The organism is Enterobacter sp. 61D5, from assembly GCF_034107965.1.
Taxonomy (GTDB): Bacteria; Pseudomonadota; Gammaproteobacteria; order Enterobacterales; family Enterobacteriaceae; genus Enterobacter; species Enterobacter cloacae_M.
Genome location: NZ_JAWNFK010000020.1, coordinates 143,699 through 168,511, shown reverse-complemented (window position 1 = coordinate 168,511; position 24,813 = coordinate 143,699). Strand labels below are relative to the sequence as shown.

At 57.2% G+C, this 24,813-nt stretch carries 26 protein-coding genes and 1 other RNA gene; 10 read left to right on the top strand and 17 right to left on the bottom strand.

Translation table 11 applies throughout. The annotated features are described in order from the left end of the window. Window positions 1-5: 5 nt before the first annotated feature. The 3 genes from UTM25_RS18655 (at window position 6) to UTM25_RS18645 (ending at window position 1,566) form a co-directional block, all read left to right on the top strand. Window positions 6-224 carry an HHA domain-containing protein gene (locus UTM25_RS18655; RefSeq protein ID WP_008499287.1) on the top strand — a complete coding sequence of 73 codons (219 nt, stop codon included), beginning with the start codon at window positions 6-8 and terminating at the stop codon, window positions 222-224. A 205-nt stretch (window positions 225-429) separates the two neighbouring features. Next, the gene (gene maa / locus UTM25_RS18650; RefSeq protein WP_194399722.1) at window positions 430-981 is read left to right on the top strand and encodes a maltose O-acetyltransferase; all 552 of its coding nucleotides are present in this window, start codon (window positions 430-432) and stop codon (window positions 979-981) included. 117 nt (window positions 982-1,098) lie between these two features. Then, complete coding sequence (locus UTM25_RS18645; RefSeq protein ID WP_194399721.1) at window positions 1,099-1,566, top strand: YlaC family protein; 468 nt, start codon at window positions 1,099-1,101, stop codon at window positions 1,564-1,566. On the opposite strand, the gene UTM25_RS18640 is transcribed toward UTM25_RS18645, so the two are convergent. Then, a complete protein-coding gene (locus UTM25_RS18640; protein WP_194399720.1) occupies window positions 1,538-2,998 on the bottom strand; it encodes a PLP-dependent aminotransferase family protein in 1,461 nt (486 codons plus the stop codon). The two genes, UTM25_RS18645 and UTM25_RS18640, sit on opposite strands and share 29 nt — an antisense overlap. Window positions 2,999-3,099: 101 nt before the next feature. Here UTM25_RS18640 and UTM25_RS18635 point away from each other — a divergent pair, with 101 nt between their 5' ends. After that, window positions 3,100-3,810: a GNAT family N-acetyltransferase gene (locus UTM25_RS18635; protein WP_194399719.1), complete on the top strand. Its 711-nt coding sequence runs from the start codon at window positions 3,100-3,102 to the stop codon at window positions 3,808-3,810. Here UTM25_RS18635 and ykgO read toward each other — a convergent pair. Both ykgO and UTM25_RS18625 read right to left on the bottom strand, forming a co-directional pair. Further along, window positions 3,807-3,947, bottom strand: a complete 141-nt coding sequence (gene ykgO, locus UTM25_RS18630) for a type B 50S ribosomal protein L36 (RefSeq protein ID WP_003859006.1) — start codon at window positions 3,945-3,947, stop codon at window positions 3,807-3,809. The genes UTM25_RS18635 and ykgO overlap by 4 nt on opposite strands. 2 nt (window positions 3,948-3,949) lie before the next feature. Further along, window positions 3,950-4,210: a type B 50S ribosomal protein L31 gene (locus UTM25_RS18625; RefSeq protein WP_006176933.1), complete on the bottom strand. Its 261-nt coding sequence runs from the start codon at window positions 4,208-4,210 to the stop codon at window positions 3,950-3,952. Window positions 4,211-4,429: 219 nt separating this feature from the next. Here UTM25_RS18625 and UTM25_RS18620 point away from each other — a divergent pair, with 219 nt between their 5' ends. Beyond that, window positions 4,430-5,995, top strand: coding sequence for an EAL domain-containing protein (locus UTM25_RS18620; protein WP_194399718.1), 1,566 nt, complete (start codon window positions 4,430-4,432; stop codon window positions 5,993-5,995). On the opposite strand, the gene UTM25_RS18615 is transcribed toward UTM25_RS18620, so the two are convergent. After that, window positions 5,988-6,260 carry a metal-sensing transcriptional repressor gene (locus UTM25_RS18615; RefSeq protein WP_194399717.1) on the bottom strand — a complete coding sequence of 91 codons (273 nt, stop codon included), beginning with the start codon at window positions 6,258-6,260 and terminating at the stop codon, window positions 5,988-5,990. The two genes, UTM25_RS18620 and UTM25_RS18615, sit on opposite strands and share 8 nt — an antisense overlap. Window positions 6,261-6,394: 134 nt before the next feature. On the opposite strand from UTM25_RS18615, the gene UTM25_RS18610 reads away from it, so the two are divergent. Further along, complete coding sequence (locus UTM25_RS18610) at window positions 6,395-7,222, top strand: nickel/cobalt efflux protein RcnA (protein WP_194399716.1); 828 nt, start codon at window positions 6,395-6,397, stop codon at window positions 7,220-7,222. Between the two features lie 39 nt (window positions 7,223-7,261). Here the strand turns inward: UTM25_RS18610 and UTM25_RS18605 are convergent, their stop codons facing one another. The 3 genes from UTM25_RS18605 to UTM25_RS18595 all read right to left on the bottom strand — a co-directional run bounded on the left by UTM25_RS18605 (window position 7,262) and on the right by UTM25_RS18595 (window position 12,213). Continuing rightward, window positions 7,262-10,351, bottom strand: coding sequence for a beta-galactosidase (locus UTM25_RS18605; RefSeq protein ID WP_194399715.1), 3,090 nt, complete (start codon window positions 10,349-10,351; stop codon window positions 7,262-7,264). A gap of 102 nt (window positions 10,352-10,453) precedes the next feature. Continuing rightward, entirely contained in the window at window positions 10,454-11,524 is a 1,071-nt protein-coding gene (locus UTM25_RS18600) for a LacI family DNA-binding transcriptional regulator (RefSeq protein WP_194399714.1), read from the bottom strand. Between the two features lie 77 nt (window positions 11,525-11,601). Continuing rightward, entirely contained in the window at window positions 11,602-12,213 is a 612-nt protein-coding gene (locus tag UTM25_RS18595) for a YczE/YyaS/YitT family protein (RefSeq protein ID WP_194399713.1), read from the bottom strand. 86 nt (window positions 12,214-12,299) lie between these two features. Between UTM25_RS18595 and UTM25_RS18590 the strand changes: the two genes are divergently transcribed. Then, window positions 12,300-13,721 (top strand): PLP-dependent aminotransferase family protein, encoded by a 1,422-nt coding sequence (locus tag UTM25_RS18590; protein WP_194399712.1) that lies wholly within the window; start codon window positions 12,300-12,302, stop codon window positions 13,719-13,721. An 81-nt stretch (window positions 13,722-13,802) separates the two neighbouring features. Here UTM25_RS18590 and UTM25_RS18585 read toward each other — a convergent pair whose 3' ends face one another. The 3 genes from UTM25_RS18585 to ffs all read right to left on the bottom strand — a co-directional run bounded on the left by UTM25_RS18585 (window position 13,803) and on the right by ffs (window position 14,623). Beyond that, window positions 13,803-14,018, bottom strand: coding sequence for a hypothetical protein (locus UTM25_RS18585; protein WP_023310588.1), 216 nt, complete (start codon window positions 14,016-14,018; stop codon window positions 13,803-13,805). Continuing rightward, window positions 14,015-14,266, bottom strand: coding sequence for a hypothetical protein (locus UTM25_RS18580; protein WP_029741630.1), 252 nt, complete (start codon window positions 14,264-14,266; stop codon window positions 14,015-14,017). Before UTM25_RS18580 ends, UTM25_RS18585 begins: the two co-directional genes overlap by 4 nt. Window positions 14,267-14,526: 260 nt before the next feature. Continuing rightward, window positions 14,527-14,623: signal recognition particle sRNA small type (gene ffs, locus UTM25_RS18575), an RNA gene on the bottom strand. A 170-nt stretch (window positions 14,624-14,793) separates the two neighbouring features. Between ffs and UTM25_RS18570 the strand changes: the two genes are divergently transcribed. Beyond that, window positions 14,794-15,105 (top strand): MGMT family protein, encoded by a 312-nt coding sequence (locus UTM25_RS18570; RefSeq protein ID WP_194399711.1) that lies wholly within the window; start codon window positions 14,794-14,796, stop codon window positions 15,103-15,105. Window positions 15,106-15,138: 33 nt separating this feature from the next. Here the strand turns inward: UTM25_RS18570 and UTM25_RS18565 are convergent, their stop codons facing one another. Then, window positions 15,139-15,666 carry a YbaY family lipoprotein gene (locus UTM25_RS18565; protein ID WP_008503301.1) on the bottom strand — a complete coding sequence of 176 codons (528 nt, stop codon included), beginning with the start codon at window positions 15,664-15,666 and terminating at the stop codon, window positions 15,139-15,141. 200 nt (window positions 15,667-15,866) lie between these two features. Here UTM25_RS18565 and tesB point away from each other — a divergent pair, with 200 nt between their 5' ends. After that, window positions 15,867-16,727, top strand: a complete 861-nt coding sequence (gene tesB, locus UTM25_RS18560; protein ID WP_029741633.1) for an acyl-CoA thioesterase II — start codon at window positions 15,867-15,869, stop codon at window positions 16,725-16,727. A gap of 89 nt (window positions 16,728-16,816) precedes the next feature. On the opposite strand, the gene amtB is transcribed toward tesB, so the two are convergent. The 5 genes from amtB to UTM25_RS18535 form a co-directional block, all read right to left on the bottom strand. Continuing rightward, entirely contained in the window at window positions 16,817-18,106 is a 1,290-nt protein-coding gene (gene amtB / locus UTM25_RS18555; protein ID WP_023310584.1) for an ammonium transporter AmtB, read from the bottom strand. Between the two features lie 35 nt (window positions 18,107-18,141). Then, window positions 18,142-18,480, bottom strand: coding sequence for a P-II family nitrogen regulator (gene glnK / locus UTM25_RS18550; protein ID WP_008503304.1), 339 nt, complete (start codon window positions 18,478-18,480; stop codon window positions 18,142-18,144). A 220-nt stretch (window positions 18,481-18,700) separates the two neighbouring features. After that, a complete protein-coding gene (locus UTM25_RS18545; RefSeq protein ID WP_048978934.1) occupies window positions 18,701-20,482 on the bottom strand; it encodes a SmdB family multidrug efflux ABC transporter permease/ATP-binding protein in 1,782 nt (593 codons plus the stop codon). Further along, on the bottom strand, window positions 20,475-22,247 hold the full coding sequence (locus tag UTM25_RS18540; protein WP_194399710.1) for a SmdA family multidrug ABC transporter permease/ATP-binding protein: 1,773 nt from the start codon (window positions 22,245-22,247) through the stop codon (window positions 20,475-20,477). The genes UTM25_RS18545 and UTM25_RS18540 overlap by 8 nt, the downstream gene beginning before the upstream one ends. A 30-nt stretch (window positions 22,248-22,277) precedes the next feature. After that, window positions 22,278-22,736, bottom strand: a complete 459-nt coding sequence (locus UTM25_RS18535) for an Lrp/AsnC family transcriptional regulator (RefSeq protein WP_023310581.1) — start codon at window positions 22,734-22,736, stop codon at window positions 22,278-22,280. 115 nt (window positions 22,737-22,851) lie between these two features. Here UTM25_RS18535 and UTM25_RS18530 point away from each other — a divergent pair, with 115 nt between their 5' ends. Continuing rightward, window positions 22,852-23,898: a PLP-dependent cysteine synthase family protein gene (locus tag UTM25_RS18530; RefSeq protein ID WP_194399709.1), complete on the top strand. Its 1,047-nt coding sequence runs from the start codon at window positions 22,852-22,854 to the stop codon at window positions 23,896-23,898. Window positions 23,899-23,938: 40 nt separating this feature from the next. On the opposite strand, the gene cof is transcribed toward UTM25_RS18530, so the two are convergent. Then, entirely contained in the window at window positions 23,939-24,757 is an 819-nt protein-coding gene (cof, locus tag UTM25_RS18525; protein WP_194399708.1) for an HMP-PP phosphatase, read from the bottom strand. Between the last annotated feature and the right edge of the window lie 56 nt (window positions 24,758-24,813).

Sequence of the window (24,813 nt, the reverse complement as noted above, 5' to 3'; positions counted from 1 at the left end):
AATTTATGTCTGATAAACCACTCACAAAAATCGATTATTTGATGCGCTTACGACGTTGTCAGTCAATTGACACGCTTGAGCGCGTCATTGAAAAGAATAAATACGAGCTTTCTGATAATGAACTGGCGGTATTTTATTCAGCCGCTGACCATCGTCTTGCTGAACTGACAATGAATAAACTGTATGACAAAATCCCTACTTCTGTGTGGAAATTTGTCCGTTAATCTTTGAAGGGTGTCTGTAGAGTTCTACGCCTCGTTCTGAGTATTTACCTGTCCCGTTATGCTCCCTGTGCGTAAGCCAGGTCTCCGTATAAAACGTGTTCATCAGCAGCAATGTTGTGACGACAGTCACATCGGCTTTTCGGGAACGTTCCCCTTCTGGCCTGTTCCGATTACCCTGCGGTAATAACATCCAGAGAGGTTTCCAATGAGCTTAGAAAAACAGAAAATGATTGCCGGTGAACATTACCGCCCCGGCGATGAGACGTTACGGGCTGACCGACTGCGGGCCCGCCATCTGGTTTACCGCTATAACCACACCGCGCCTGATGAAAAAACAGAACGACAGAACATTCTGGCGGAACTTCTGGGACAAAGCGCAGGAGCTTATATAGAGCCGAGCTTCCGCTGCGACTATGGATATAACATTTATCTGGGCAAAAACTTTTATGCTAACTTCGACTGCGTGATGCTGGATGTCTGCCCTGTTCATATTGGCGATAACTGCATGCTCGCGCCGGGTGTTCATATTTATACGGCTACCCATCCCCTGAACGCGGAAGAACGAAACAGCGGCGTGGAGTTTGGGAAACCTGTCAATATTGGCAATAACGTCTGGATTGGTGGCCGGGCGGTAATTAACCCCGGCGTCACTATTGGTGATAATGTGGTCGTGGCCTCCGGCGCCGTCGTGACGAAAGACGTCCCGGCTAACGTCGTCGTTGGCGGCAACCCGGCAAAAATCATCAAAACGCTGTGAGGTTGCGGGGAGTCAACTGTTATAGTCTTTTAGCGTCAGACTGTTACTTTTTTCAGCCTGATGGCTCCCCTAAAATTGGCAGACACCCTGTATTGTCAACTCTCATGAAGGCAAAAAATGACCGAGATACAGCGCCTGCTTACCGCCACCATCGACGATCTCAACCTCCGCGAAAAGCGCGACAATCTCCCGCGCTTTAGCATTAGCTTTATTCGCAAACATCCTGGACTGTTTGTCGCCATGTATGCCGCGTGGCTGGCGACGCTGATTGTGATGCTGAAGTCCGAAACGCTGGTGGACTCCGTCTGGCTGCTGGTTGTACTGTTTGTCGTCTTTAACGCCTTTTTCTTTTTCGACGTGAATCCGCGCTACCGTTACGAAGATATCGACGTGCTCGATTTCCGGGTCTGCTATAACGGCGAATGGTACAACACGCGTTACGTGCCAGAGGAGCTGATCGAAAACATTATGCACTCTCCGGCGGTAGAAGCCGGGCAAAAAGAGAAGCTGCAGAAAATGGTCTCCACCAAAGGTCAGCTCTCTTTCTATGATGTCTTTACCCTTTCCCGCCCTGCTGCTGCGTAATTAACGTCTGCAGGCGTCGGATCCCCGGCGCAAACTGAGAAGCAGAGGTATTGCCGTAACCTAAAACCAGACCGGTTTGCCCCTGCTTCGCCTCCAGGTAGTACCCGCTCAGCGCAGCGGGTGCCAGCTGAAACGCCCTCGCCTGCTCCACCAGCCTCTGGTCGTCAATACCGTCTATCGCCAGCGCCAGATGCATCCCGCCTTCGCCAGCGAGAATACGGTGCGGCGTATTAAGCTCTGCGCCCAGCACCTCACGCAGCTGGCGGTAGCGCTTACGGTAGAGCCTACGCATGGCGGCAAGATGACGGGCGTAATGACCTTCTTCAATGAACAGCGCCAGGGTACGCTGCTCCGCGCGATGCCCCCCGCGCAACAGCGAGCCGATGGCCGGGCGAGCCGCTTTCGCCAGCGCTGGCGGTAAAACCATAAACCCCATTCGAAGTGACGGAAACAGCGTTTTACTGAACGTCCCCAGATACACAACGGGCGCATTGTTGGCCATTCCCAGCATCGCCGGTACGGGCTCACCGGCATAGCGGAACTCGCTGTCGTAATCGTCTTCAATAATCCACGCGTTGTGCTTCCGGGCCAGCTCCAGCAGCGCCAGCCGCCGCCGCGCGCTGAGCACGCTCCCGTAAGGGAACTGATGCGAAGGAGAGGTAAAAATCATTGAGGGCGCAGGCGCATCCAGCCCTTCCCAGCACATTCCCTCGTCATCAACCGGTATTCCCGTCATTGCCAGGCCGGTTTTAACAAACGCACTCTTTGCCCCGCTATAGCCGGGGTTTTCTACCCAGGTGACATCGCCAGGCTCGCTTAACAGCATCGTGCAGAGGTTGACGCCCTCAAGCGCTCCTTCGGTTATCACAATCTGGCTGGCGTCGCAGTCGATACCGCGGGACAGGGCGAGATGTCGGGCAATCGCGGCACGCAGCGACGGCTCGCCGGCCGGGTCGCCATAGCCTAACAGGGCACTCCCCTCCTCGCGCAGGACGCGATCGTACAATCGCCGCCACAGCGGCAAGGGGAAGTAGTTAATGGCAGGCGTTCCCGGCGTAAACGCCATCACCGGGGTGTCGCGCGGCACGGGAGTGGGCAGCAGGGCGACCCGTTTTGTCAGCCTGACGTCAGGATCCGGCAATGCCCGGGCAATCGTACGATGAGCGAATTGCCCCACCCGCGTACCCTGACGGTTACGCAGCAAATAGCCTTCGAGCGTGAGCTGGTCCAGCGCCGCATTGACCGTATTTCGGGAAACAGAGATCTGCTGCGCCAGCGTTCGCGAACCGGGCAGCTGGCTGCCGGACCGAAGCTTTCCGCCCAGTATGGCCTCCCGCAAAGCAAGATAGAGCGCGCGCTGAAGCGTCTCCTGCCCACGCTTTTTCAGCGCAGCATGGAGCAAAGCGTAAAGCTCATCACCCGGTATATTCATCTTCCCTCCTTGTGGTACCAGAAAAACATAGCCTGGTGGTTCTTTTTAAGGAACCAGCAATTCACTAATCTGGAGATCTTTTCAACGTCACGGAAATAAAGATGAATATATTCAACGAGTTTGGACAGCCTGTAGGCGAAGCCCTTATCGACTGGCAGCCTCGTCAGCCCCCGTCCCGGGTGGTCCTTCAGGGTCACTATTGTCGGCTTGAGCCGCTGCGCGTGGAGCATGCCCACGCGTTGTTCTCCGCCTATTCCCTTGCCGAAGATACCCGCAGCTGGACGTGGCTACTGCGTGAACCCGATGCCACCGCAGAGGAGTTTGCCGAATGGGTGGCGAGCGTAAGCGAGTTATCCGATCCCATCCACTTTACCGTTATGGATAACCGGACCCAGTCTCCTGTCGGGACGCTGTCCCTGATGCGGATCGATCCTAAAAACGGCGTCGTGGAAGTGGGGCACGTTCACTTCTCTCCTCTGTTAAGCCGCACGCCAGGGTCGACAGAAGCGCAGTATCTGCTGATGCGGTACGTGTTCGATACCCTGGGGTACCGGCGCTATGAGTGGAAGTGCAATAGCCTGAACGAGCCTTCCCGCAAAGCGGCGCTGCGTCTGGGCTTTCAGTTTGAGGGGCGCTTTCGTCAGGCGCTGGTCATAAAAGGCCGTAACCGGGATACCGACTGGTTTTCGATTCTCGACAAAGAGTGGCCTGCGCTGGCGAGCGCCTTTGAAAGCTGGCTTGCCACCGACAATTTTACTGCCGATGGCAAACAGAAAAGATCCCTGGAAAGCTGGCGAGAAACGCGCGTTTAGCGTCTTTTTTTACGTCCCTGAACCGCCTTAAAGCGCGGATTCGATTTGCAAATCACGTATAAGCGTCCCTTGCGTTTGACTATCTGGCAATCCGGGTGACGCTGCTTTGCACTACGTAATGAGTTAAGTACCTGCATGGTTAGCCCCGCTTCGCATTGAGAAAACCGCCAAAACGCTTGCGGAAGCGCGCTGCGCTGCCGTCCGTGGAGAACGTTTTCTGCTTGCCGGTATAAAACGGGTGCGATTTTGAAGAAACCTCGATGGTGATGTACGGGTACGTCTCACCGTCGAGTTCAATTTCGCGGTCGGTTTTAATGGTTGAGCCTACTTTAAAGTATTCATTGGCACTGGTGTCGTGGAATACCACGGTGCGATAGGCTGGGTGGATATTGGGTTTCATCGTAAATCCTTTATGTTTTGTTATAACATAACAAAATAATATCCAGGCCAGTTTGAAAAAACAACCCCTCTCGCCTGGCGATATTTTCTCATTTGCCTGAGATAAAATGAAAACCATGCTAACCACGTGCTATAACTATATCATTTCGCGAAAAAATCTTTCTCTTCAGGCAGGGAACTCAATGCCCAGGAACGGGTGTACGAGGAAGGACACGACAGCATGAAAACCCGACATCTGGTCAGTCTGGTGACTGGCGTACTTATCTTTTCCGTGCTGGTCCCCATTTGTCTGAGCATCTGGCTGGCCCACCGCCAGGCGGAAGATAAATTTGCCGATGCGCTGGATAACTACGCCTCGCGCGTGCTGGTACGCACCGACAGGGTTGTGGATCAGGCAAAGGAAGCGCTCGATCACCTGCAGGCCTTTGAGGGAGTGCCCTGTAGCCCCTTGCAATTGAGGGAAATGCGCCGGGTCGCTTTCTCGTGGCGATATGTCCAGGAAGTGATTTATATCGACAACCTTCGACCGCTCTGCTCCTCCCTGGAGCAAACCAGTCATGCGTCCCCTTTCCCCCCTCCGATGCGCATTACCGAAGATGGCTACAGCGCCTGGCTGACCACGCAGAACGATCTTGGGTTTAACCGCTACATGGCGGTGCTGGGTAAAGGCCACTACCTTGTGATGGTCGATCCTGCCTCGCTGGTGGACGTGATCCCTTTCGGCGAGATAGCGATTGATGCCGCCCTGGTAGGAAGCGCAACGCACCGCATATTTGCCAGCAGCAGCAAGCTCGACTCTCACATCCGCGACATGGTCCAGGAGCGGGGCGTGAAAAGCGTGCAGTACAACGGTTCAATGTACGTCATGAAGTCTGTACCTGAGCTTGGATTTACCGTCGTCGCATGGGCTACGCTCAAACCGCTGGCTGAAACCTGGCACCGGCAGCTTCTTTTCTGGTTACCGTTCGGCATGTTGATAAGCCTGCTCGCCGCACTGTTTGTCCTGCGGATCCTGCGGCGTATCCAGTCGCCGCGCAATCGCCTGCTTGACGCCATTAACAGCCGGGATTTTGTGGTCCACTATCAGCCCATCGTGGCACTCTGTAGCGGAAAAATTGTGGGCGCCGAGGCGCTGACGCGCTGGCCTCAGCCAGACGGAAGCTGCCTCTCGCCGGATATTTTTGTCCCCCTTGCCGAGCAAACGGGGCTCATCTCGCAGCTGACGCAGTTAGTCACCGAAAAGGTGTTTGAAGATATGGGCCACTGGCTGCAACGCTATCCGGATCAGCATATCTCCATTAACCTCGCCCCTGCTGATTTAACCTCCGGCATCCTGCCGCCTCTGCTGAGTCAGCTCCTGAACAAGTGGCAGATCCATCCCCGGCAAATCGCCCTGGAGCTCACCGAGCGCGGCTTTGCCGATCCCAAAATTAGCGCACCGGCTATCGCCGCATTCCGTCGTTCGGGCCACCCCGTCTATATTGATGATTTTGGCACGGGCTATTCCAGCCTGAGCTATCTGCAGGATCTGGACGTCGACACGCTAAAAATTGATAAATCGTTCGTGGATGCGCTGGAGTATAAAAACGTGACGCCGCACATCATTGAAATAGCGAAGTCGCTGAAGCTGGCGATGGTGGCGGAGGGCGTCGAAACCGCAGGACAGCTCGCCTGGCTACACCGCCACGGCGTGCAGTACGGTCAGGGATGGTTTTACAGTAAAGCGCTGCCAAAGACGGAATTTATTCTTTGGGCAGAAAATAACCTCGGCAAGCATTCTACTTAAGATAGGATTTCATCACCCGCAACACCACGCCAAGATCGGCTTCACGCTGCGATTCTTCAGGCTCTTTCACCACATGATCGGTTAAATGCCCTTCGATCACCTGCATCATCATGCCATTGACCGCCCCGCGGATCGCCGCCAGCTGCTGTAAAACCTCGGCGCATTCGTGATCGCTGTTGAGCATTTTTTCCAGCGCGGTGCTCTGCCCCTGAATTTTCTTCAGGCGAGTCAGTAACATCTTCTTGTCGCGAACGGTATGTGACATCTCTGTATCCCTTATTTTTTGGCTTTTAAAGCATATCACGCTCTACTCCCCCTGAGTATTTTTCTACTGGGGGGTAGTATTAAGCTACTGGGGGGGAGTAGTATCTCCGCACGCTTTCCACTCCGGAATTTCCCATGACCGATTTTGCTTCACTCCTTCAGCAGGGCAATGCCTGGCTGTTTGTTCCCAGCGCTATCCTGCTCGGTGCGCTTCATGGCCTGGAACCGGGCCATTCAAAAACAATGATGGCCGCCTTTATTGTTGCCATCCGCGGCACGCTGAAACAGGCGGTGCTGCTCGGCCTGGCGGCAACCCTCTCCCATACGGCGGTGGTCTGGCTCGTTGCGATGGCGGGATTATGGTTTGGTCGGGGCTGGGATGCACACACGTCCGAACCCTGGTTTCAGCTGATCTCCGGGGTGCTGATCGTTGCGATCGCCCTGTGGATGGCGTGGCGAACCTGGAAAGAGAGCCAGCCGCACGATCATCATCACGATCACGATCACCACCACCATGACCATGACCATGAGCACCATCATGATCATCATCATCACCACGAACACTCGCTGGTTGAAGAAGAGTGGCAGGACGCCCACCAGCGCGCTCACGCGCAGGATATTAACCGGCGCTTCAGCGGTCAAAATGTCACCACCGGACAGATCGTGATGTTTGGCCTGACCGGCGGGCTTATCCCCTGTCCGGCGTCCATCACCGTGCTGCTGATCTGCCTGCAGCTGAAGCATTTTGCCCTCGGCGCGACGCTGGTGTTCAGCTTCAGTATTGGTCTGGCGTTAACGCTGGTCGCTTCCGGCGCGATTGCCGCCTTAAGCCTCAAGCACGCGACCAAACGCTGGCCCGGGTTTAGCGAATTATCCCGTAAAGCGCCGTGGATCTCCGCTGCGCTGATTACCGTAGTAGGGATTTACATGAGCCTGCATGGCCTGAGCGGCATTCTGGCGTAAGACTGCGGCCACGCCCTGTGGCCGCATCTTCATGGTCAGTTAAGGGTTCTGCTGCCAGCTGAAGGTATAGCGAAGCTGGCGTGTCTGCAGGATGAACTCCGGAGAGACGCTGGGGCTCCAGGAGTCGTCGCCGCCCACGCCCATATGGAACGCATCGAGATTGAGCCAGCATCCCGGCTCTTCGCGCAGCAGATGATGATGGGTTGTCTCACGCAGCTGCTGCTGGCCGTAGCGGCTCACCGAGAAATGGAACCGGCCGATCAGCTGATGCGTTCCCACCACAAGTTCCCGGGTATCGCAGCGCAAACCATTTTCCGTCGGGAAGATATACGGCGTGTGCATGGCCTCGAGAGGTAATGTCCAGCGCCCTTGCTGCGCCGCCAGCTTTCTGTCCGGGTAGTTTTCATGCGGCCCCAGACCCAGCCAGTGGACGTTTTCCGGCGTTTCGGCAAGATGAACGCTCAGGCCAACGCGCGCGGGTTCAGGGATATCAGATGCCATATCGACCTGAATATCGCCATGCAGAACGCCCCGATCGTCCACCCGCCAGACTTTACGGCTCATGAACAAGGCTTTGCCGCGATACTCAAGTACGTGTTGGGTTGTGACCACCACGTCGCCTGCGTGCTGCTGTGCCTCACAGTGCAGAACGCGCGAGGTGAGTTCGTACATACCCGCCGCTTTCCAGCTTTCAACCCAGGCGTTCGGATCGATCTGCGTCGCTTCACTCACGCCAATGTCGTTATCCAGCGGCGCGCGGCTGACGTTGTCCGTCAGAGGTGAAAGGAGCGTTTCAACGCCGTTTCGCCACCACTGGGACAGGTTTCCGGTTGCGCGATCGAACTGCCAGCGCTGTTGACAATGGGTGATATCCAGACTGCGATCGTTTTGCGTTAACACCGGCGGCTCGCCCGCCGGAACTGGCGCGGCAATAAAAAGTGGGGCCGGAAGCGGCCACTGCTCCCACGCGCAGCGATGGTCTGCCGGTGACCACGGCGTTGCCCGCGGCTGGCGTACTTCAACGTTCAGCCAGACCTCACCCGGCCCGGCGTTCAGCTCCGGCAGGACGATCTCCAGACGCTGAGTGCCTTCAGGGGCCATATCCAGCGTCACCTTGCCCGCAGCGAGCACGTCTCCGTCCCGGGCAACCGTCCAGTTCAGCACTTCGTTATCGGTGTAGCGGAACAGGTAGCCGCTTTGCACCTCAATCACCAGCGGCGAGGTACTGACCCGCGTAAAGGTAAAGAACTGCTGGGCCCGCTGCGCCTCATACAGCGACGGGTGCGGCGTGCGATCGGAGAATACCAGCCCATTAAGACAGAACTGCCGGTCGTTCGGCTTGTCGCCGAAGTCTCCGCCGTACGCCCAGAACGTATTGCCATCTTCGTCCCGTTTCGTCAGGGCCTGATCGACCCAGTCCCAGACAAACCCGCCCTGCAGGCGAGGATGGCTGCGAAACGCTTCCCAGTATTTCGCGAACCCGCCAAAGCTGTTTCCCATCGCGTGGGCATATTCACAGAGGATCAGCGGGCGCGTTTCGTCCGGCATGCCGATCCATTTCTTGATTGACCATTTAGGCACTGCCGGGAACGGCTGATCCCGATCGACCCTGGCATACATTGGACAAACAATATCGGTCGCCGCCGTGTTCGCGCCGCCGCCTTCATACTGCACAGGGCGCGTCGGATCGGTGGTTTTCAGCCAGCGGTACAGCGCGTCGTGGTTTGCACCGTGGCCCGACTCATTGCCCAGGGACCAGATGATAACCGAGGGATGATTACGATCGCGCTGCACCATGCGGGTCACGCGCTCGCTCATGGCGGGCAGCCAGCGCGGATCGTCAGCAAGGCGGCTCATCGGCACCATGCCGTGCGTTTCGATATTGGCTTCATCAACGACGTACAGCCCGTAGCGATCGCAAAGCCGGTACCACAGCGGATGGTTCGGGTAGTGCGAGCAGCGCACGGCGTTGAAGTTGTGCTGCTTCATGATTTCGATATCGCGGCGCATGGTCGCCTCGTCCATCACCTGACCGTTTTCCGGGTGATGCTCGTGCCGGTTAACCCCACGGATCAGCAGCGGTTTACCGTTGAGCCTCAGCAGGCCATTGCTGATGTCAACGCGGCGGAAGCCCACGTCGCACGCCTCAACCTCCAGCAGCTCACCCTGCGGGTTAAGAAGCGCAATCGTCAGGCGATAAAGTTCTGGCGTTTCAGCGCTCCAGAGCGCGGGCTGGTCAACGGGGATCGCCGCCGTTAAGCGCTCTGGCCAGCTGCCGCGCTCGTCGACGATGGCAGATCCTGGACGTCGGGAAACGCTGGCGCATTTTTCACTCGTGCGCCACAGGGTAATGACCACCTCGCAGTCTGCAAAGCCAGCGCCTGCCAGCGCGACATCCACCTTCAGCACCGCGCGGTCCAGCTCCGCATTCAGGTCCGTCACCACGTGATAATCGGCAATCTGCGTCTCCGGTTTATGCAGCAAGGTCACATCGCGGAAGATGCCGCTCATGCGCCACATGTCCTGATCTTCAAGATAGCTGCCGTCGCACCAGCGCAATACCATGACCGCCAGGCGGTTCTGCCCGGGGCGTAATGCCGCCGAGAGGTCAAATTCAGCGGGCAACCGGCTGTCCTGGGAATAGCCCATCCACTGACCGTTGCACCACAGATGGAACGCCGAGTTCACGCCGTCGAAGATGATGCGGGTCTGCCCGCTCTGAAGCCAGGCGTCATCCACCTCAAATGTGAGCGAATAACAACCAGTCGGATTTTCCTGCGGCACAAAAGGCGGGTTAACGGGAATGGGATAGGTGACATTGGTATAGATGGGCGTGTCGAACCCCTGCATCTGCCAGTTAGACGGCACGGGCATCGCAACGGCGTCTGCACAATCTTCGGTTACCCATGCCTGAGGAACCCGCTCCGGCGCAGAAAAATAGCTAAACCGCCATAGCCCGTTGAGAACGTGCCTGCTGGCGGATCCAGCATCATCTCTTGCCGAGGGTTCATTGCGCCAGCTGTGCAACGGCGCGTGTGCGGCCTGACGGTTCCACTGGGTGATGCCAGGATTTTCCCAGTCCCGACGGGCCAGAATGGCGCTGAGGGTCAGCGGTGAAGTGATGGACATAGTAACCTCTTTGCGAAGCGCTCACAATTTTAGTTAACATGCCCTGGCATCCGGCAACGGTAAAGCGTTCAATCGCGGGGTAGCGAGTCCGATCACAAAGTTTTATTTGCGGGCAATCTGCTCGGCAAGGAGTGCCAGGCTTCTGAGCTGCTGCGCCAGATCCTCGCGTTCGGCCTGCTTCGGATTGCGGCGCGCGCTGGAATGACGGGTAACCAGCGTCACCGGCAGCTGAACCTGCCGGCACGCTTCGCCCCCGGAAGACGCCAGCAGCCACTCCACGCTGCGTTCGCCCGCCTCGCGAAACGCCTGACGAATGGTCGTCAGCGGCGGGGAAAACCAGGCGCTGTCGGCCGTATCGTCAAACCCAACCACCGAAAGCTGGCCAGGGATCGCGATCCCTTTTTCCGCGCAGGCGCGCATTACCCCGAGCGCCATCTGATCGTTCGCCACCAGAATCGCGTCCGGTAATGTCGCCGCAGACAACAGCGTATGTCCCTTCTCGTAACCGCTGGCCGCGCTCCAGTCACCGTAGGCCACAGCCGAAGCGTTAAGACCCGCCTTCGCCAGCGTCGCTTTCCAGCCCGCCAGGCGCGCCCGCGCAGAGACCGAGCTTTCCGGCCCGCTCAGCAGGGCAATGCGCTGGTGCCCCAGTGAAAGCAGATGCTCAACGCCCAGACGCGCCCCCAGCTCTGCGTTAAACACGAGGCTGTTTACCCGCGCTGAGGGCGCCACATCGAGGAACAGCACCGGGACGGGCGACGCCATCGCCCTGAGTTCTTCAGCGTGCGGATCGTCAAGCGGCACATTTACCAGCAGCGCGTCCACCCGCTGTGCCAGCAGCGTCTGAAGCGCGGCCTGACACTGCCGGGGTTGCTCCACCATGGAAATCAGGACGCTCGCCCCCTGTTCCGCCGCTCGCGATTTGACCGCCGACACAATTTGCGAAGGCGCGTGCAGAGCCAGGTCGGTGGTGATGAGGCCCAGCGTACGGGTGCGTTTCCCCGCCAGCTGCTGCGCCCGAAGGTTAGGAACGTAGTGCAGCTCCGCCATCGCCTGCTGCACCTTTTCCCGCGTGCGGGCAGACACATGTTCCGCGTCGTTAATGACGCGGGAAACGGTCTGATAAGAAACCCCCGCAAGGAGGGCGACATCATAGAGAGTGATTGCTTTCATGCTTTCCGGCATCGCGATTTTCGAAGCGTATATTCTGGCACAGCGACGCCGTTAAAACATGTGAGCGCTTCGCAAAATTAAACTACCCGCTCCGGCTGAGGTATTTCCTCAGTGCGCGGCTTCTGGCGGAACCAGGGCAAACAGAGCTGAATAAGCGGACCAATGGTCAGGGCATACAGCACCGTCCCCACGCCAAACGTGCCGCCAAGCACGCACCCAATCAGCAGGACGGACACCTCAATTGAGGTACGCACGCTGCGAATGGACCACCCCAGCCGGGCGTGAATGCCGGTCATCAGACCGTCGCGCGGGCCTGGCCCGAAACCAGCCCCGATGTACATGCTTGTCGCAATCGCGTTCATCACGATGCCCGATACCAGGAAAGCGATTCGAACGGCTAGCGAATCCAGTTCCGGGATAAGCGCCATGCTGGCGTCCGCCGCCAGACCGATACAAATCACGTTGCTGATCGTGCCAAGACCCGGCATCTGGCGCAGCGGGATCCACAGCAGCAGCACCGCAGCGCCGGTCACAATGATCACCGTCCCGATAGTCATCCCCAGCTGCATCCCCACCCCAAGGTGAAACACATCCCAGGGATCGACACCCAAATCGGAACGAATAAACATCGCGGTGGAAAGGCCATACAGTCCTAAACCGACATAGAGTTGTAGCAGACGACGTACCATTTTTATCTTCTCCAGTGAACCAGGCTTTCATCCTGACCTAAAATGGCACTATGATTAATGTCCAGTTTTCAAATAGTGGACTGCATATGTCATCACGTCGTTTCGGAAGCCAGTCTCTGGTACGCCTTTTAGGCCACTGGCAGCAAGCCTCATCCCGCACCCCGCTCTGGCGACAGCTGGCCGACGCGCTGCGTCTGTTAATCCTTGATGGGCGTCTGGCACTGAATACGCGGCTGCCGGGCGAGCGTGAGCTGGCCACGGCGCTGGACGTGAGCCGGACCACCGTCAGCAGCGCCCTCGCCCACCTGCGCGAGGAGGGGTACCTTGAAAGCCGCCACGGCAGCGGGTCACGGGTCATTCTCCCTGACACGCGCGCCGTTCCTACCCTTTCAGCGGCGAGCGCCGCACTGGATCTCTCTACTGCCGCCCTGAATGCCGGGCCGGAGATCCATCAGGCTTATGCCCATGCGCTCACGGCCATTACCCCGCATCTCTCCCTGACGGGCTACGATCAGCTTGGGTTGCCGACGCTGCGGGAGGCCATCGCTGCGCGCTACACCGCGCGGGGTCTTCCCACCCGCGCAGATGAAGTGATGGTGGCCAATGGTGCCGTCAGCGGCTTTGCGCTGGTACTGCGGATGATGACCGGGCCGGGGGACCGCGTCGTGGTCGATCATCCCACCTATCCGCTGGCGATTGCCGCCATTCAGGGGGCGCAGTGTCGGCCAGTCGGGGTGTCGCTGCCGGAAACCGGCTGGGATACGGATGGCTTTGCCGCAACGCTTGCCCAGACGGCGCCGCGCCTGGCCTACCTGATGCCAGATTTTCATAATCCGACCGGGCGCTGTATGGATATCGCCACCCGTCAGGCCATCACGGATATTGCAGCCCAAACCCGCACGGCGCTGGTGGTGGATGAAACGATGGTGGATCTCTGGTTTGATGCGCCTCCCCCGCCACCGCTGGCCGCCTTTAACCCGCAGGCCACCGTCATCACCTTAGGCTCTGCCGGAAAAAGCTTCTGGGGCGGGCTGCGTCTCGGCTGGATCCGCGCCTCATCGCGCATCATCGCCACGCTTGCCCAGACGCGGGATACTCTCGATTTAGGCTCGCCGCTGCTCGAACAGCTGGCAATGCAGTGGCTCATTAACAACAGCGAGACGTTTCTGCCCGCACGCCGGAAGATGCTGGCGGAACGGCGCGATCGATGTGGTGACCTGCTGCGCGAATATTTCCCGGAGTGGAAATTCCACGAGGCGGAAGGCGGGCTCTCTTACTGGATAGAGCTTCCGGGCATGCTGGCGACACAGCTTGCCGCACGGGCAGAAATAATCGGGATTAACCTGGGAACCGGGACGCGGTTTGGTTTATCTGGGGCGTTTGACCGCTATTTACGCATGCCCTTCTCGCTCGAATCGACAGAGCTTGAGCAGGCGTTGCTGAGGATCAAACCGTTATGGCTCGCCCTGAATAAAAACGTGCCATCGTTAAAACGCAGCGTGATCTAATATTAAAATAGTTGAAGCAGATCATAAAATAAAAACTGCTGACTGTAACATATGCAGTCAGCAGTTTTCACTGGTAAGGGTTTAATGCTGAGGAGGAATAGGAAAGCCTTTTAGTGAAATAACGAAGTTATCACCGTCTTTTTTAATTTTTGCACCGGTATCACACCAGTCAGACGCAATTCGAAAGAACTCATCGCTTCCAACATTCCAGCCAAGACGTACATGCTTCACGTAGCCTGAACGCAACAGATCGCAGGCCTCGTTGTAGTCACTGGCAGTTGACAGTTGTTGTTTCATTTTCTCTTCTTCAGAATTTTACGTAGAGCCTTGATTTCTTTAGGAGTAAATGGAGAAACACTCTCTTCTTCCGTATGCTGATTATCAATATCCTCTTCCGATACTCCCGCCTCTTCTACTGCTTCGAACGCCAGCAGCAGCAGTTTCTCTGTCGTCACGCTTAAATTCTCGTTATTGACTTCCGCATAGTGGCGAAGTCTTTCTTTTAGCGCGTCATCAATCTTAACGTTTAATACCGCTGTAGCCATGTTTGTCACTTCCCTTCGGAATAAGTACTTTATTTAATACACGAACTTAACAATGTTATCCAGATATATATTTTTTTGAGTTATGGAAGAAAATAGCCGTCCGATTATAAAATGACAGTCTATTATTACAGGTTTATGACAATAATATTTCAGTCCAATGAAATATATATTACACGATATAGACGTAGTTTTATTGTGGAGTAATGATGTAAGGGAGAGGTGAAGCTGAAGAATCTTATGAGGCCACAAATGGGTGGGGGCCCTGCCAGCTACATCCCGGCACACACGTCGTCTGCCCTGGCTGCTTCCTTCCGGACCTGACCTGGTGAACAGAGTAGCGTTGCGGGAGAACCAACAGAGCCCCCATTGAGAGCGTTGATAACCAACGCGCTGGCGCATTATCCCTGTGCTAAAGCCCAATTGCAAGCGACCAGCAACCGGATGCTGGTTTCTTGCGCAAACAGGCGCAGCAATCATGCAGATCTTCGTTTACCATAGCTTTCCAGACACTCTCCACAGGTAAAGGTATGGACGAACACGACTCCTTTCCACAGCGCGTATGGCAAATCGTGGCCTCAATTCCGGAAGGCTACGTCACCACCTATGGTGATGTCGCGCGTCTGGCCGGTTCCCCGCGCGCGGCGCGACAGGTTGGCGGCGTCCTGAAACGGCTGCCGGAAGGCAGTACGCTGCCCTGGCATCGGGTGGTGAATCGTTATGGTGCCATTTCGCTCACCGGGCCGGATCTTCAGCGTCAGCGTCAGGCGTTACTTTCAGAGGGTGTGCAGGTGTCAGGGTCGGGTCAGATCGATTTGCAGAAGTTTCGCTGGGTGTATTGACCCCTCTCCCGGAGGAGAGGGAAAATGCAGAAATTACATCTGAGTCGGTGGAGTTGGCAGAGACGGCTGATTGGTCTGCGGTGCGACCGGCACTTCGGTCTGCTGTACCGGCACCAGGTTCAGGTCGATTTTTGTCCCACCGTTGTTGATCGCTTCCTGGACCGTATCGGTGATAAACACCAGCTTGCCGTTGATGGTTACCGCTGCGCTCAGCAGGATACGGGCGTTAGGCTGCACGTCCGACGGGTTATACGGCAACACGAAGCTAAACGGCGCCTGCTTGCCTTCAGTACGAACGGCACGCTGGGCCACAACTTTCGACGGTGCGTCGGCCAGAGAAGCATCAGACAGCGTTACGGTTAATACCGCATCCGGCGGCAACGCAACTTTCTGTTTAATCCAGATGGTACCGGAAACATTAGGCTGCTGAATGGATTGCTGTGAAAGGGTATTAATCCCGTTCGGGTCTGCTGCTGGTACCGGCACCTGGGCACTCTTACCGGCACAGGCGGACAACGCCACCGCAATAGCTACACCACTTAGCATGGGCACGAGTTTCATTGAAGTCTCCTTATCAATGCACCAGCGGGATCGATCCCATCCGATGTCGTTTCAATCACATAACGTATCCAAGTGTGGCACAGATCACCGATTTATGCCTGAAAACGTGCCGATATTCAGATTATTCTACCCATCGGACCACTTTCATTTCTGCGTTATACTCTGCCTATCTTTCGCTACGGCGTTTATTGAGGACAACTATGAGTCAGGCACTGAACAATCTGCTGACATTACTGAATCTGGAAAAAATTGAGGAAGGACTCTTTCGCGGACAGAGCGAAGATCTCGGCTTACGCCAGGTCTTCGGGGGGCAAGTCGTCGGACAGGCACTGTACGCAGCAAAGGAGACTGTCCCGGCAGACCGTCTGGTGCATTCATTCCACAGCTACTTCTTACGCCCTGGCGATAGCGCAAAACCGATTGTGTATGACGTTGAAGTCCTGAGAGACGGCAACAGCTTCAGCGCACGCCGCGTAGCGGCCATTCAGAGCGGCAAGCCGATCTTTTACATGACCGCCTCTTTCCAGGCGCCGGAACCCGGCTACGAACATCAAAAAGTGATGCCGCCAGCACCGGCGCCAGACGATCTCAAATCAGAGACCGATATCGCCCGTGCGCTGGCGCATCTGCTTCCGCCGCAGGTCAAAGAGAAGTTTCTCTGCGATAAGCCGCTGGAGATCCGCCCGGTTGAGTTCCACAACCCGATGAAAGGCCACCCCGCCGAACCGAAGCGTCAGGTCTGGATCCGGGCTAACGGGACCGTACCGGAAGATTTCCGCGTGCATCAGTACCTGCTGGGCTATGCGTCAGATTTCAACTTCCTGCCGGTGGCGCTGCAGCCGCACGGGGTTGGTTTTCTGGAAAAAGGGATGCAGGTCGCGACGATCGATCACTCCATGTGGTTCCACCGTCCGTTCAACATGAATGAGTGGCTGCTTTACAGCGTGGAGAGTACGTCAGCGTCGAGCGCGCGCGGATTTGTGCGCGGGGAGTTTTATACTCAGGACGGCGTGCTGGTCGCGTCTACGGTGCAGGAAGGGGTAATGCGTAATCGCGGGTGATTGTGTGCGGCCTGATGCCCTCACCCTCTCCCACGGGGAGAGGGAATAAACATGAAAAACGGCAACCGAAGTTGCCGTTTTGCTGTTTATCAGGCGTTATACGCATTCTCGCCGTGGCTGTTGACGTCCAGACCTTCGCGTTCCTGCTCTTCCGGTACGCGCAGACCCACCGTCATATCCGCCAGCTTATAACCAATGAAGGCCACAACGGCAGACCAGACAACGGTGATAGCAATACTTTCCAGCTGCACCAGCACCTGATGAACCATGGTCACGCCTTCTGCGTAGCCCACGCCACCGAGCGATTTCGCGGCAAAGATACCGGTCATGATACAACCCACGATACCGCACACGCCGTGAACACCAAACACATCGCATGGGTCGTCAACGCGCAGCACACGTTTCAGTGCGGTCACGCCCCACAGACCCGCCAGACCGGACACCAGGCCGACCAGCAGCGCACCGCCTACGCCGACATACCCACACGCTGGCGTAATGCCAACCAGACCGGCAATGGCCCCCGAACAGGCACCCAGCAGTGACGGTTTACCGCGTACGGCCCACTCGCCAAACACCCAGGAGAGGATTGCACCCGCCGTGGCCACAACGGTGTTCACGAAGGCCAGCGCGGCGATTTCGTTTGCTGCACTTGCCGAGCCGGCGTTGAAGCCAAACCAGCCAAAGTAGAGGATAGCCGTACCGGTAAACACCATCGGCAGGTTGTGCGGTTTGAACGCTTCTTTACCGAAGCCCACGCGTTTGCCAATCAGGTAGGCACCCACCAGGCCCGCTACCGCGGCGTTGATGTGTACAACGGTACCACCCGCGAAGTCCAGCGCGCCGTGCGTTGCCAGCAGACCGCCACCCCAGACCATGTGCGCAATCGGCACATAGGAGAGCGTCATCCAGACCACCACGAAGATCAGCACGGCAGAGAAACGAATACGCTCGGCGAGCGCGCCCACAATCAGCCCGACGGTAATACAGGCGAAGGAGCCCTGGAACGCAACGTGGATGTACTGATAGAAACTGCCCATCAGCGCGGTCAGCTCAATATTTTTCAGCATCACCCAGTCGAAGTTACCAAAGAACGCGTTGCCCGTGCCGAACGCCAGCGAGTAACCGTAAACCACCCACAGCACGCAGACCAGTGCGAACGTCACGGCAACCTGCGTCAGCATGGAGAGAACGTTTTTGCCACGGATCAGGCCGCCGTAGAACAGCGCAATGCCCGGAATTGACATGAACAGCACCAGCGCGGTGCTGATCATCATAAAGGCGTTATCGGCTTTGTCGACCACCGCAGGGGTAGCAGCCAGCGCCAGGCCCGGCAGCAGCGCCAGCGAACCCAGACCCGTTTTAAGTGTTGCTATCTTCATTTTCTCGATCCCTATCACTGTGTGCCAGGCGTTATTTACAATGCCGCTTCGTCAGATTCGCCGGTACGGATGCGAATGACGCGCTGCAGTTCGGCAACGAAAATTTTGCCGTCGCCAATTTTGCCGGTATAGGCCGCTTTGCTAATGACATCAATGACTTCATCAAGCTGATCGTCAGCAATCGCGACATCAATTTTTACTTTTGGCAGGAAGTTAACGCTGTATTCCGCCCCGCGATAAAGCTCGGCATGACCCTTCTGACGACCAAAGCCTTTCACTTCGGTGACAGTCAGTCCCTGAATACCCATTGAAGACAACGCTTCGCGCACGTCTTCGAGTTTGAATGGTTTGATTACAACCGTAACCAGCTTCATAGATCCCCTCCAGTCAGAATTCGGTAATGGCCGCAGCTTACGCAGAAGGTATTGCAAGGGGTGTGCCAGAAATGAAAACGAGGGTTAACGGCGGCGCACAGAGCATTACGCGGCCGTAATAAACAAACAGGTGAAAAAAAACGCACCATGCCGGTGCAGGGTGCGTTTCAGTTTTGCACCAACAGGAATGACTGTTAGCGCGTCGCCTCATTTTGGTGCATCAGGCGCTAAGCGACTCTTCATCGCGCACGCTGGCCGCCAGCTCCTCGCCCGCCAGCTGCAGCTGGTACATCTGCCAGTAGCGCCCTTTTGCTTCCAGCAGCTCACGGTGCGTACCGCGCTCCACGGCCTGTCCGCGATGTAGCACAAGAATGGTGTCCGCTTCGACGATAGTGGAAAGACGGTGGGCAATCACCACCAGCGTCGTATGGTCGCGTACCGCGGCCAGAGCCTGCTGGATGGCCTGCTCGGTGCCGGAGTCAATACTGGCCGTCGCTTCATCCAGAATCAGAATCTGCGGCGTTTCAATCAGCACCCGCGCCAGCGCCAGGAGCTGCTTTTGCCCGACGGAGAGATTGTTCCCCTGCTCGCCCAGTTTGGTATTGATCCCATCGCTAAACCCGCGCGCCAGCTCTGCCAGCTGCACTTTTTCCAGCACATCCCAGACCTGCTCCTGGGAGTAGTCTCGGCCCAGGGTCACGTTCGCGTAGAAAGTATCGGCCAGCACGACCGGATCCTGCTGCACCATCGCAACGCCTTTACGCAACACGGTGTGGCTGAGAGACGCGAGCGGGCGCCCGTCGAGGCGGATTTCGCCGTGCGTGACCGGGTAATAGCCCATCAACAGGCTGGCAAGCGTGCTCTTACCGCTGCCGGTATGCCCCACCAGCGCCACGAAACCGCGTGATGGAACGTCAAGCGTGATGTCCTGCAAGACCAGCCGGTCTTCGCGATAGGCAAACGAGACGTTATCAAAGGCGATAGTCCCGCTTTGCAGAGGCCGCTCGTCATTGCCGTAGGCCTGGCGCGGCCTGTCCATCAGCTCAAACACGCGCTCACCGGCGACCACCGCCTGCTGCAGCATCGATTGTTGGGTGGTGAGCTCTATCAGCGGCTCGTTAAGACGCCCGAGATAGCTGATAAACGCGTACAGCACGCCCACTTCAATCGTACCGTTTGAGCTCAGCCCGAAGAGCATCAGCAGCCCGCAAAGCACCAGCGCCGAGAAAAGGCTCAGCAGCGGACGCAGCAGGAAACCATCAAGCCGCAGCGTCTGCATACGCGCCATGTAGTGCGAACGGCTGGCTTCACCCATGCGTTCGCCAAAGCGCGCCTGCTGGCGGAACTGCTGGATGACGCTCATGCCGTTGATCACTTCGTTGAAGCCATCGTTAATGTCGGCCAGATACGCGCGCACCCGACGCACAATCGGCGTGCTGTAGCGCTGGTAAATGACCATGACAATCAGCACCGCCGGGAAGATGGTGATCGCCACCAGCGCCATGCGCCAGTCGAGGCTGAACATCGCCACCAGCATCGCGCCAATCAGCGCCGCGCTGCGTAACACCGTCGCGACCACGGTAACGTACAGATCGCGGATCACCTCGGTATCGTTGGTCACGCGCGAAATCACCTGCCCGACCGGCTGGATATCAAACTCGCTAAGCGGCTGGCGAAGCGCCGCGTCCATCACATCCGTACGCAGCTGCTGAACAACGCCCACGGCTGCACGGTTAAACAGCAGCGACTGAGCATAGTGCAGCCCTGCTGCCGCCAGCTGCAGGCCAACGTAGGCCACGCCTAAGCCCGCCACCAGCCCCAGCGGAAGGTAGCTTTTGGCGACCATGTTGTCGATAAAATAGCTGATGAGCAGCGGCCCGCTCACTTCAGCAATCGCCGCAATCCAGAGTAAAAGCACGGCCACGGAGAGCGGTTTACGCCACGGCGAGCCGTAGGCCAGCAGACGTTTGAGCGTCGGCCACATCGTTCCGAGCTTACGCATTGGCGGCCTCCTCATCCTGCTCAGGCGCATCGTCCAGCGCCGCTTCAAGCTGTTGATAGCGGTACATATCGCGATACCAGCCCGGCTGCTCGGCCAGCGTTTCATGCTGCCCGCGCTGGGCAATGTGTCCGTGTTGTAAGACCAGAATTTCGCTGGCCTCGGTGAGCGCTGACAAACGGTGGGCGCTGATAATCACCGTGCGTCCGTCGCCCCACTGGCGCAGGTTATGCAGGATCTCGTGCTCGGTACGGCCATCCACGGCAGAAAGCGCATCATCCAGGATCAGGATTTCCGCATTCAGCAGCAGCGCCCGGGCAATGGAGATACGCTGCTTTTGCCCGCCGGACAGCATGACGCCGCGTTCCCCGACTTCCGTTTCGTACCCCTGCGGCAGACGCAAAATATCATCATGAACGCTGGCCAGACGCGCCACATGTTCAATCTCTTCCTGCGTCGCCGACGGACGTCCAAGGGCAATGTTGTTCGCCACGGTGTCCGAAAATAAAAACGGCGTCTGGCTGACAACCGCCAGGCGACCACGCCACTCATCCAGCAGTAGCCTGGTCAGGGGAATATCGTGGAAGCGGATATCACCCTCGGTGACGTCAAAGTGGCGCTGGAGCAGCGACAGCACGGTACTTTTGCCGGATCCCGTCGGGCCGCAGATGCCCAGCATCTGACCCGGCTGTAGGGTAAAGCTGACGTTCTCCAGTACCGGATTTTCCGTATGCGGATAGATAAACTGCCGGACGTCGACGGTCATGACGCCGCGCCCTTCCGGTACGGCTTCGCTACCGTCGATGACCACCGGCGCTTCGGCCAGCATGGCGCGAATGCGGCTGTAGGCGGCGCTCCCGCGCTCCACGATGTTAAACATCCAGGCCAGCGCCAGCATCGGCCAGATCATGAGCCCCAGATACATCGCAAAGCTGGTTAATTGCCCCAGGGTCAACGTGCCTTGCACCACCATCCAGCTGCCGCCGCCAATCGCCAAAAGGTTCGCCATGCCAATCGCGATATAGATCGTTGGGTCGAAGCGGGCGTCAATACGCGCAACGCGCATGTTTTTCGCTCCCGTGTCCGCCGCATCGGCGGCAAACAGCGCAGACTGACGGTCTTCCAGGCCAAACGCTTTGATCATGCGGATGCTGGTCATGCTCTCCTGGGTGCGATCGTTCAGAGACGAAAACGCCGCCTGCGCCAGCTTGAAGCGCTCGTGCAGCTGTTCGCCATAGCGATTGATCGCCAGCGCCATGATCGGCATCGGCAGCAGGGCAAGCAGGGTCAGCTGCCAGCTGATCTGCGTAGACATCACGATCAGCACCGCACAGCCCATCACCAGCGAGTCCACCAGCGTCAGCACCCCTTCCCCGGCGGCAAAGACCACGCGATCGACGTCGTTCGTCGCACGGGCGATGAGATCCCCGGTGCGATGCCGCAGATAAAATTCGGGATGCTGTCGGCTCAGCTGGCGGTAAAAATCTTCACGCAGCTCAACGGCCAGCTGATAGGATGCACCAAACAGCAGCACGCGCCAGACGTAGCGCAGCAGATAAACAATGACCGCCGTCAGCACCAGCGTGCCGACCCACATCAACACCCGTGCGGTGGTGTAATGCTGTTCGGTGACGCCATCCACGACGTACCCCACCACTTTCGGCGGGATCAGCTGAAGGATGGCAATAATAATAAGCAGGGCGACTGCACCGAGGTAGCGTTGCCACTCCCGACGAAAGTACCAGCTTAATTGGGCAAATAATCGCACGCGGTTTGTTCCTGAAGGTGTTTTACGAAGTTATTCAATGGGTAATGCTGTGGTGTATTTAATCTGTTCCATGGCGAAGCTTGAGGTGACGTCCGACAAACCCGGGACGCTGTTCACCAGCCGCTTGTAGAAATCATCATAACGCTTCATGTCGGCCACCTGGACGCGCATCAGGTAATCATACTCTCCGGCCATACGCCAGAAACCGAGCACCTCGGGCATCTCAGACACCTGAGTAACGAAGCGGCAATACCACTCGCTGCTGTGATGCTGGGTTTTTATCAGCACAAATGCCGTCAGCCCAAGCCCCAGCTTTTCGGGATCTAACAACGCGACGCGTCCCAGAAGAATGCCGTCATCTTCCAGCTTCTTAAGGCGCTTCCAGCACGGAGTGGTGGTCAGATTAACGGCATCTGCCAGCGCCTGCAAAGAGAGGGTACAGTCATTTTGCAGCAATGAAAGGAGCTTGCGGTCAATTTTATCTAGCATACCCACCTCACAGAGAAAATTTTTCTCTCTTAATTCTATTTTAAAGGCCAGATAGCAACAATTTTTTCTGTGCTTTTCGCTATCCTAGGCACAAAATGACAAACGGATAACGACGATGAATAGCACCTGGGTTAAACATGCGATCAGCGAAATTAATGCCGACTATCAGCGCTCGGCGGATACGCACCTGATTCGCCTTTCCCTGCCGGGATTTGACGGCATTCAGCTCTATCTGAAGGATGAAAGCACCCATCCCACCGGTAGCCTGAAGCATCGCCTGGCGCGCTCGCTGTTTTTATACGGTTTATGTAACGGCTGGATTAAAGAAGGCACCACCATCATAGAATCTTCGTCCGGCTCAACGGCCGTGTCCGAAGCCTATTTTGCCCGCCTGCTGGGCCTGCCGTTTATCGCGGTGATGCCGTCCTGCACCGCAAAACGCAAAATCGAACAGATCGAATTTTACGGCGGACGCTGCCACTTTGTGGAAAGCGCCTGCGAAATCTACGCCGCCTCCGAAATGCTGGCCCGCGAGCTGAACGGCCACTATATGGACCAGTTCACCTTCGCCGAGCGCGCGACGGACTGGCGCGGCAATAACAACATTGCCGACAGTATTTTCCGCCAGATGACCCACGAACCGCATCCGGTTCCGTCCTATATCGTCATGAGCGCCGGTACCGGCGGCACGTCAGCCACTATTGGACGCTATATCCGCTGTCAGGGCTACGATACCCAACTGATGGTGGTTGACCCGCAGAACTCCGTGTTCCTCGACTACTGGCAAAACCGCGATGCGGAACTGCGCAGCCCGGTGGGCAGTAAAATTGAAGGTATTGGCCGCCCGCGCGTGGAGCCCTCTTTCATCCCCGACGTCGTGGATGAGATGATGCGCGTGCCTGATGCCGCAAGCGTGGCAACGGCGCACTGGCTGGAAACGCAGCTGGGCCGCAAGGTGGGCGCATCGACGGGCACAAATATGTGGGGCGCACTGCGGCTTGCCGCCCGTATGCGCGAAGAGGGCCGCACCGGTTCCATCGTCACGCTGCTGTGCGACAGCGGCGAGCGTTATCTCGATACCTACTACAACGCGGAGTGGGTGCAGGCCAACATCGGCGATATCGCCCCGTGGAAAGCGCAGATTGCAGACCTGGTGAAATAAAAAAAGCCAGACCGAAGTCTGGCTTGCTGGAAGGGTCTCACTATTCGGGGGAATACGGGAGATTGTTGTTGTCCAGCCAATGCGTCAAAAAATGGGACACTGCTTCATTGCGGCAGTGGCCAATAACCGGCAGATGGGGGAGTTCTGCTTTCAGCTGCGCCATCGCATTCCCCATGATCAGACCGCGACCTACGCTACCGAGCATTTCGCGGTCGTTCATGGCGTCACCGAACGCCATACACTCCTGCAGCGTTAAGCCAAGGTGGTCGCTCAGCACCGCCAGAGCGGAGCCTTTGTTACAGCCCACCGGCAGCACTTCCAGACAATCCACCGCCGAGAAGGTCAGGTGCGCCCGGGCGCCCAGCGCCTCATTCAGCTGAATCCGTAAGCGGCACAGATCGTCATGATCGCCGCAGAAGCAGATCTTGGTTACCGCATGGGCGGGGATACGACGCAGATCGATAAGCTGGTATTTGAAACCGCTGTAAACATGCGCATGCAATAATTCCGGGATTTCGCTTCCGGTGAACCAGCCGCGATCGTTAAAGACGTGGACGCTGGCCTGCGTGTCCCAGGTGCTGTGCAGCACGATATCCGCGACTTCCGGGTTGAGATCCTGCCGGTGCAGCACATCTCCTTCTACGGAGTGAATTCGCGTCCCGTTGCCGGTGATCAGAAAAGCGTCGAGGGAGAACGCCCCCAGCAAATGGCGCATCTCCAGCACATGACGCCCGGTGGCAAACGTCAGGGTGACATCACGCTCGCGCAGGCGCTTCAGCGTGTTCAGGGTTTTTTCCCCTAAACGGTGATCCGGCATTAACAGCGTACCGTCCATATCAAATGCAGCGAGCCGAGCCATGATTACTCCCGAAATGTGATGCGGTTAACTTGTGCAACAGTATCGTGTGAGATATA